Source organism: Oceanobacillus indicireducens, from assembly GCF_014647195.1.
GTDB classification, from domain to species: domain Bacteria; phylum Bacillota; class Bacilli; order Bacillales; family Amphibacillaceae; genus Oceanobacillus; species Oceanobacillus indicireducens.
Genome location: NZ_BMOS01000017.1, coordinates 63,641 through 70,932, shown reverse-complemented (window position 1 = coordinate 70,932; position 7,292 = coordinate 63,641). Strand labels below are relative to the sequence as shown.

Annotated in this window: 8 protein-coding genes; 7 read left to right on the top strand and 1 reads right to left on the bottom strand. The window is 40.7% G+C overall.

Annotation, left to right across the window (positions count from 1 at the left end):
- Positions 1-74: 74 nt before the first annotated feature.
- From IEX94_RS12405 to map, 5 genes are all read left to right on the top strand, one after another.
- Positions 75-536 (top strand): S-ribosylhomocysteine lyase, encoded by a 462-nt coding sequence (locus tag IEX94_RS12405; protein WP_188857854.1) that lies wholly within the window; start codon positions 75-77, stop codon positions 534-536.
- 68 nt (positions 537-604) lie between these two features.
- Complete coding sequence (locus tag IEX94_RS12400; RefSeq protein WP_188857853.1) at positions 605-1,975, top strand: dipeptidase; 1,371 nt, start codon at positions 605-607, stop codon at positions 1,973-1,975.
- A gap of 28 nt (positions 1,976-2,003) precedes the next feature.
- Entirely contained in the window at positions 2,004-2,774 is a 771-nt protein-coding gene (locus tag IEX94_RS12395; RefSeq protein WP_188857852.1) for a (S)-benzoin forming benzil reductase, read from the top strand.
- Positions 2,775-2,865: 91 nt separating this feature from the next.
- Positions 2,866-3,006 carry a YjcZ family sporulation protein gene (locus IEX94_RS12390; RefSeq protein ID WP_188857850.1) on the top strand — a complete coding sequence of 47 codons (141 nt, stop codon included), beginning with the start codon at positions 2,866-2,868 and terminating at the stop codon, positions 3,004-3,006.
- A 223-nt stretch (positions 3,007-3,229) separates the two neighbouring features.
- Positions 3,230-3,985, top strand: coding sequence for a type I methionyl aminopeptidase (gene map / locus IEX94_RS12385; protein ID WP_188857848.1), 756 nt, complete (start codon positions 3,230-3,232; stop codon positions 3,983-3,985).
- Positions 3,986-4,043: 58 nt separating this feature from the next.
- Here the strand turns inward: map and IEX94_RS12380 are convergent, their stop codons facing one another.
- The gene (locus tag IEX94_RS12380) at positions 4,044-4,949 is read right to left on the bottom strand and encodes a cation diffusion facilitator family transporter (protein ID WP_188857846.1); all 906 of its coding nucleotides are present in this window, start codon (positions 4,947-4,949) and stop codon (positions 4,044-4,046) included.
- A 194-nt stretch (positions 4,950-5,143) separates the two neighbouring features.
- On the opposite strand from IEX94_RS12380, the gene IEX94_RS12375 reads away from it, so the two are divergent.
- Both IEX94_RS12375 and IEX94_RS12370 read left to right on the top strand, forming a co-directional pair.
- A complete protein-coding gene (locus IEX94_RS12375) occupies positions 5,144-5,377 on the top strand; it encodes an IDEAL domain-containing protein (protein ID WP_188857844.1) in 234 nt (77 codons plus the stop codon).
- A gap of 109 nt (positions 5,378-5,486) precedes the next feature.
- Positions 5,487-6,752, top strand: coding sequence for an MFS transporter (locus IEX94_RS12370; RefSeq protein ID WP_229782703.1), 1,266 nt, complete (start codon positions 5,487-5,489; stop codon positions 6,750-6,752).
- Positions 6,753-7,292: the final 540 nt, after the last annotated feature.

Here is a 7,292-nt window from a genome sequence, read left to right as displayed (position 1 = left end):
AAAACAACAAAAACACAGGTTTTTACTAAAGAACTTTTGACAATACGTACAAGATTGCAGAGGGAGAGATATGAATGGTAAAGAAAATGAATGTAGAAAGCTTTAATCTCGATCATACGAAGGTAAAGGCACCATATATCCGACTCGCAGGCGTAACAAAAGGGGAAAAAGGCGATAAAGTTTATAAATATGATATCCGGTTTAAACAACCAAATAAGGAACATATGGATATGCCCGGGCTTCATTCCCTAGAGCATCTCATGGCAGAAAATATAAGAAACCATGAGCCAAACGTGCTTGATTTAAGCCCAATGGGATGCCAAACAGGTTTTTACTTATCAATTATTAATAACACGACAGATGAAAAAGTTATGGATGTCATGGAAAAAACATTGAAAGACGTCTTGAAAGCTGACGAAGTACCAGCATGCAACGAAGTCCAATGCGGCTGGGCAGCAAGCCACAGCCTAGAAGGCGCAAAAGAAATCGCAGAAAAAATGCTGGAAAAAAGAAATGAATGGCATGAAATATTTTAAATCAGGATCGCGGTGTGAGCATTTGCCCAAATGCTCACACCTGCCACCCTTTAAAGGAGGAAAATGAAATGAGCGAAAAGGTAATTCAATACTTAAAAGAAAACAGGGAAGCCTTACTTAAGAAATTGAACGATTTTTTATCGATTCCAAGTGTAAGCACAGACTCTACATATAAACAAGATGTGGAAAAAGCAGCAGACTTCTTAGTCGATTACTTGGAGGAACTAAACTTTGAACAGGTTATAAAACAGAAAACTTCCGGTCACCCACTAGTCTATGGTGAGTATAACGGAGCAGGGCCCGATGCTCCGACTGTGCTTTTTTATGGTCATTATGATGTTCAACCGGTTGATCCGATTGAACAGTGGAAAAGTGACCCATTTCAGCCGGAAGTTCGTGACGGCAGGCTTTATGCTCGTGGCTCAAGTGATGATAAAGGACAAGTTTTCATGCATCTTGCTGTTTTCGAAGCTTATTTGAAAACAGAAGGAGTGCTGCCAGTAAACATTAAAGTATGTATCGAAGGCGAAGAGGAAATTGGCAGTGAGAATCTTTATGAGATTCTACAGGAACAAAAAGAGAAATTCCAAGCTGATTTTGCCGTAATTTCAGATTCTGGAATGATTGCGAAAAATCAGCCAACAATTCTATACGGTCTGAAAGGCTTTACTGGGATTGAAATAACAGTGACTGGACCAGATCATGACTTGCATTCTGGGATGTACGGGGGAGCGGCTCGGAACCCGATCATGGCTCTTAGTCATATACTGGCATCAATGAAGAATGAAGACGAAGTAATTACAGTAGATGGTTTTTACGATGACGTCGAACCATTGACACAAGAAGAACGGGAACTAATTAAAAAAGCACCTAGTGAAGACTTTGTAGAGTCAACTGGAATTCCTAAAACGGTTTCTGAAAAAGGTTATACACCCCAGGAGCATACGATGGGACGCCCGACATTTGAAGTGAATGGGATATACGGTGGTTATCAGGGAGAAGGAACGAAAACGATTATTCCAACGGATGCTACCGCGAAAATAACGTGCCGACTTGTTCCAGGTCAGGATCCGGAAAAGATTCAGCAATTACTTGAGGACCATGTATATAAACATGCACCAAGTGGGGTAACGGTGGAAGTGAAAAAGGAAAAACTCTCATCGAAAGCATATAAAGTAGCACCAGATCATCCGCTCATTCAGAAGGCTGCTGAAAGTTATACAAAAGCATTTGGAAAAGAAACTGTATACGTTCGCATGGGCGGGTCTATTCCAGTTGTAGAATGGATTGACGCAATCTATGGTATGCCAATTGTTTTACTTGGTTTCGGGACACCGGAGGACCGTCTCCATTCACCAAATGAAAGCTTCCCGCTCGATAGTTTTGATAAAGGGATGGAAACACTTGTGTACTATTGGCGGAAAGTGAAAGAACAATAAGGAATTGTTTTTATAAGGGGGAATAAAGTTGGCGAAACTTGCAGTTATTACAGGAGTTTCCAGAGGTCTAGGAGCTTCACTTGCAAATCTTCTTTTGGAATCGGGGATAGATGTAATTGGTATTTCCCGGTCGGAGAATAGGCGCTTACCGACAACTGCTAAAGAAAATAATCAGTTTTATCGGCATTTTGCTTGTGATGTATCCGATATTCCACAACTCGAAGAAACGGCCCGACTTATCGAGGAAGAGATAAAGGTGAAAGATGCGGAACAGGAAATTGACACGATCTTTATATTAAATAATGCCGGAGTTGTCCATCCGATTGATCAGTCGCAGTATTTAAAGAGTAAGGAACTGATTGACCACGTGATGATCAACTCGATTGCTCCAATGGTCCTTACGAATTATTTTTTAAAAAAGCAGAAGGAACTCGAAATACCGCTCGTTATTGCAAACGTGAGCTCTGGAGCGGCTGATAATCCAATTTTTGGCTGGAGTGCCTATTGCTCAACAAAAGCAAGTCTGAACATGTACACGAGAACAGTTGCCCTTGAGCAAGAAGAATTGAAGACAGGTAATCGAATCATTGCATTTAGTCCTGGAATTATGGATACAGACATGCAGACAGAAATCCGTTCATCCACGAAGGATCAGTTCGCTGAAATTGAAAAGTTTAAAGACTATAAAGTAAACAACTCATTAAGGCAAACCGATCTCGTGGCCGGTGTCCTTATCGATATTATTACGGACGAAGATGTGAGGAACGGTGAGATTTATTATATTAATGATTATATCTGAACATAGGGACTAAAAAAATTAGTCATTCGCCCTCCCATATTCTATAGGCATGCATACATTATTGTAGTCTAGAATATAGGGAGGGAATGCTATGAGCAAAAAAGAATGCCGAGTAGATGGCAGATTCGCATCAGGAGGATTCGCACTGCTTGTTGTACTATTTATCCTGCTAATCATCATCGGAACAGCATACAGTGGACCTAGGTACGGTTGTGGAGGATATTATTGTTAACTGAAATTGTATAAATGATGGTACAAAAAAGCCGTATGTATTCAAAAGGATGCATGCGGTTTTCACATGGTATTGGTTGTTCATACACACCAACTCTTTCGTCTGAACTGAAAGATCATTAAAATTATGGTAGACTGGAGAATGGAAATTGAATTTGCTCATTCTAACTTTAAAATAAATGGGAAACTTAATGAAGATAGAAAATTGGAAAGGTAGGCTATAAATGATAACTAGAAAAAGTGCTCGTGAAATTGCGCAAATGCAAGCGGCAGCGGATATACTTGTACAATGTCACAAGGAAATAGCAAAAATGATTAAACCAGGAATTACTACGATGGAGATAGATGCTTTTGCGGAGGAGTTTATGAGGAAACATGGAGCAACTCCAGAGCAAAAGGGTTATAATGGCTATCCATATGCAACTTGTGCATCCCTTAATGATGAAATCTGTCACGGCTTCCCACGGGAAGAGAAATTAGAGGATGGAGATATTGTAACGATTGATATGGTTGTTAACTTAAACGGTGGACTTGCTGATTCTGCTTGGACATATGCTGTTGGGAATGTTGATGAAGCAGGACTTCGGTTAATGGATGTCACGAAGAAATCTCTTTATAAAGGGATAGAACAAGCTCAAGTTGGAAATCGGATTGGTGATATAGGACATGCAATCCAAACGTATGCGGAAGGTGAAGGTTTCTCTGTTGTCCGCGATTTTACAGGACACGGTATTGGACCAACAATCCATGAAGATCCAAACGTTCCTCATTTCGGATTACCGAATAAAGGTTTACGTCTGAAAGAAGGAATGGTCATTACGATCGAACCGATGATTAACGAGGGCGCTTGGGAAAGTAAGATGGATTCCAATAATTGGACCGCCCGCACTGTCGATCAAAGTCGCTCCGCACAATACGAACATCAAATCGTTATTACAAAGGACGGCCCGCTAATCTTGACGGATCAGGATAAAGAATAATTAAGAAAATGAATAGAGACTACCCGGAGTAAAGGGTAGTCTCTTTTTGTTAAGCATTTTAGGAGCGTTGATTTTCTGCAGAGTCCTCCTTTAAACCTTCATAAAATGGTTCAAGATGAATATGAGCATGGGTGACTCCATGTTTTTTTGCTAAGTATTTCTCAATTCTTTCTGTGATTTTATGGCTATGTTCCACGGTTAAATCGGCGTCAACAAGGATTGTTAATTCAAGTAATGCCTGACTGCCATGGATCCTGCCCTTCACATCCACAACTCTCTCCACTTCTGATACATCCGCAATTGTCTTTTTAATCAGTGCTAATTCTTCTTCATCGAATGCATCGGTTAGTGTTAATGTTGCATCCTTGAAAATATCAAAAGCAGTCTTACATATGATTAATCCAACTAGTGTCCCAGTGAGTGGATCAAGCCAGTAGATGCCGAACTGTGCCCCCATAATTCCGATAAATGCCCCAATACTAACAAGCGCATCTGACCGGTTATCCTGGGCAACAGAAAATAATGCTTGGCTGTGTAATCGTTTTGACAATCTCAAATTATAAAGGTAAACAATCAGCATGATGACGGCGGACCCTAATGCTGTCCAAGCAGTAAGCATGCTCGGTTCCTCCACCTCAAAGGTTATAAATTTCCTTACCGTGTCATAAATTACTTGAATCCCAATAAACATCATAATAAATGCTGCAAAAAGAGAGGCAACCGTCTCCGCGCGGTAATGTCCATAGCGGTGGTTTTCATCTGGCGGTTTTTGGGAAATACGTAAACCAATAAGTACCGCAATCGATGCAATGACGTCCGTCGTATTATTTAAACCATCTGCGCGTAAGGCAAGTGAGTTACCCCAGGTTGCGATCCATAATTTAATGATGGAAAGTGTAAGATATGTGATAATGCTTATCCAAGCACCTTTTTCAGCAAGTCTTAAATTATCTGCATGATTCATTAAGTTGTCCTCCATTATGTCTGGTTTCAATAGTTTACCAAATGGGATTCGTGTGGGTCCAGAGAAAAAGAAACGCACGAAGCTATCACTCTTGGCTAACCGGAAGGAAGTTTCGTGTAGTAAACAAAACAAATGTGTTGCTTTTATTCGGAAAATTTAGGATAATGGGAGAAAGAGTAAAGGGGGCCATTCCAATGAAAAAAGAAAAAGTCTCTCTGCATTTTTTCAGATACAGTGGAAAGCCAGTCCAAGCTAAAAAAGAAATACCTTTTGAGATCCGTTTGCAAGCTAGATTAAATTTGGATGTAATATGTTTTGAATACAATCGTGCGAAACTGGAAGAAGCAATCAATAACGCCCTGGAAACGAACGATATTAAAGCATTTGAAGAACTAAGTGCACAATATAAACAATATCTTTGGGAATAACAGCAAAAGTTTACAATCATTAGCTTAGGTTAAATGATTGTAAACTTTTTGCTGAGTGAAACCCGAGTTAGTAAAATCTTTGCTATGCTTGTGGCAAAGGGGGGATTGGGTGGAAAATAAAAAGAAATTACAAAGAAGCTGGATGATGTACGACTTTGGTAACTCCGCATTTGCGACAACCATTATGGCAGCAGTACTACCTGTCTACTATTCAAATGTAGCCGCAAGTGGACTTGATGAGGGAGTTGCAACAAGCTATTGGGGTTATTCCCAGTCTATTTCAGTTCTCATAATAGCAGTTCTAGCCCCGATATTAGGCGCAATTAGTGACTTTTCCGCAGCGAAAAAGAAATTCCTGCAATTTTTTGCTTTCATGGGAATAATCGCAAGTATTTTATTAGCATTCGTAGGAGAAGGCGATTATATACTTGCCTCCGTCCTGTTTATTGTCGGATCAATTGGTTTTTCCGGCGGGAATATATTTTATGATGGTTTCCTGCCTGAAGTAGCGGAAAAAGAGGAAATGGACCGGGTATCTTCCGGTGGATTTGCCTATGGTTACATAGGTGGGGGCATTCTCCTCACAATAAATATTTTAATGATATTGAATCCGCACTGGTTCGGATTAAAAGATACAGTTATCGCGACACAACTATCCTTTGCTTCGGTCGGTATTTGGTGGCTATTATTTTCTATTCCATTATTCAAGAATATTAAAGAAGAGAAGAAGGTTTTTGTAAAAAAGAATAAATCGTATATTGCCATTGGATTTTCCCGAGTAGGAGATACATTCAAGCAAATAAGGCAGTATAAGCAAGTTTTGATTTTCTTGCTTGCCTTTTGGTTATATAATGATGGGATTTCTACGATTATGCGGATGGCGACGATTTATGGGGCTGAGATCGGAATTGCCGGTAATGATCTGATTGTTGCGTTATTAATTACACAGTTTGTTGGGATCCCTTTTACCTTTTTCTTCGGCTGGCTCGCATCAAAAATTACGGCAAAAAGAGCATTATATATTACACTTGCCACGTATATGGTGATTACTGTTCTCGGCTACTTTATGACTTCAGCATTTCATTTCTATGCTTTAGCAATCGCTGTTGGAATGGTGCAAGGTGGTGCACAATCCCTTAGCAGGTCTATCTTTGGCCGGATGATTCCGAAAAATAAACATGCAGAATTCTTTGGTTTTTATGGGATTTCTTCCAAATTTGCTGCTATTTTCGGACCGTTTCTCTTTGCTTTCATTGGACAAATCACAGGCAACAGCCGCTATGGTATCCTTTCCCTCATCTTCTTCTTTATAGCGGGGATTATTTTATTACGTTTTGTCGATGTAGAGAAAGGCATTCAAGAAGCGAGGCGGTAAATAGGACTGGAAGGCAAAGTAGAAGTAAAACCCAAATGACAACTTTCACATCTAAAATATCAGAACGAATAATCTAATCAAATTACTGCTACTTTCATACAGCGTAAGTGTCTGCTCTTTCACTAATTAAGGCGCTCTAATCGCCGTTCAGTTGCCCGGTGGACGGATGCTTTCCGCGGGCACAGCTGGAGCCTCCTCGGGCTACCGCCCTGCGGGGTCTCCAGACTCGTGCTTTTCCCGCAGGAGTCACCGTCCACCGGGTAACTGAACTGGTAAGATGGTTATTTCAATTAGAAATTATTCCATCACGATAAGGAGTATACTTTTCCAGAACATTAAACAGTAATTCAAATTCGACCTTTCCTCGGAGCAGTCCAGACACCTCGAGACTCCTGCGGGAGGATAGGCTTGGTGAGACCCCGCAGCAGGCTTGCCTGCGAGGAGGCTCACCAGCCGCCTGCGGAAAGCGAGAGGTGTCTGGACTGCGGACCTCCAAGAGAAGGTTGCATTTACGCTGTATGAAAGCAAAAGGACTGGGAC

What these genes read in the sequence shown, in the direction of transcription:
- IEX94_RS12405 (WP_188857854.1), top strand. Translation starts at nt 75, where the DNA reads ATGGTAAAGAAAATGAATGTAGAAAGCTTTAATCTCGATCATACGAAG.
- IEX94_RS12400 (WP_188857853.1), top strand. Translation starts at nt 605, where the DNA reads ATGAGCGAAAAGGTAATTCAATACTTAAAAGAAAACAGGGAAGCCTTA.
- IEX94_RS12390 (WP_188857850.1), top strand. Translation starts at nt 2,866, where the DNA reads ATGAGCAAAAAAGAATGCCGAGTAGATGGCAGATTCGCATCAGGAGGA.
- map (WP_188857848.1), top strand. Translation starts at nt 3,230, where the DNA reads ATGATAACTAGAAAAAGTGCTCGTGAAATTGCGCAAATGCAAGCGGCA.
- IEX94_RS12380 (WP_188857846.1), bottom strand. Translation starts at nt 4,949, where the DNA reads ATGAATCATGCAGATAATTTAAGACTTGCTGAAAAAGGTGCTTGGATA.
- IEX94_RS12375 (WP_188857844.1), top strand. Translation starts at nt 5,144, where the DNA reads ATGAAAAAAGAAAAAGTCTCTCTGCATTTTTTCAGATACAGTGGAAAG.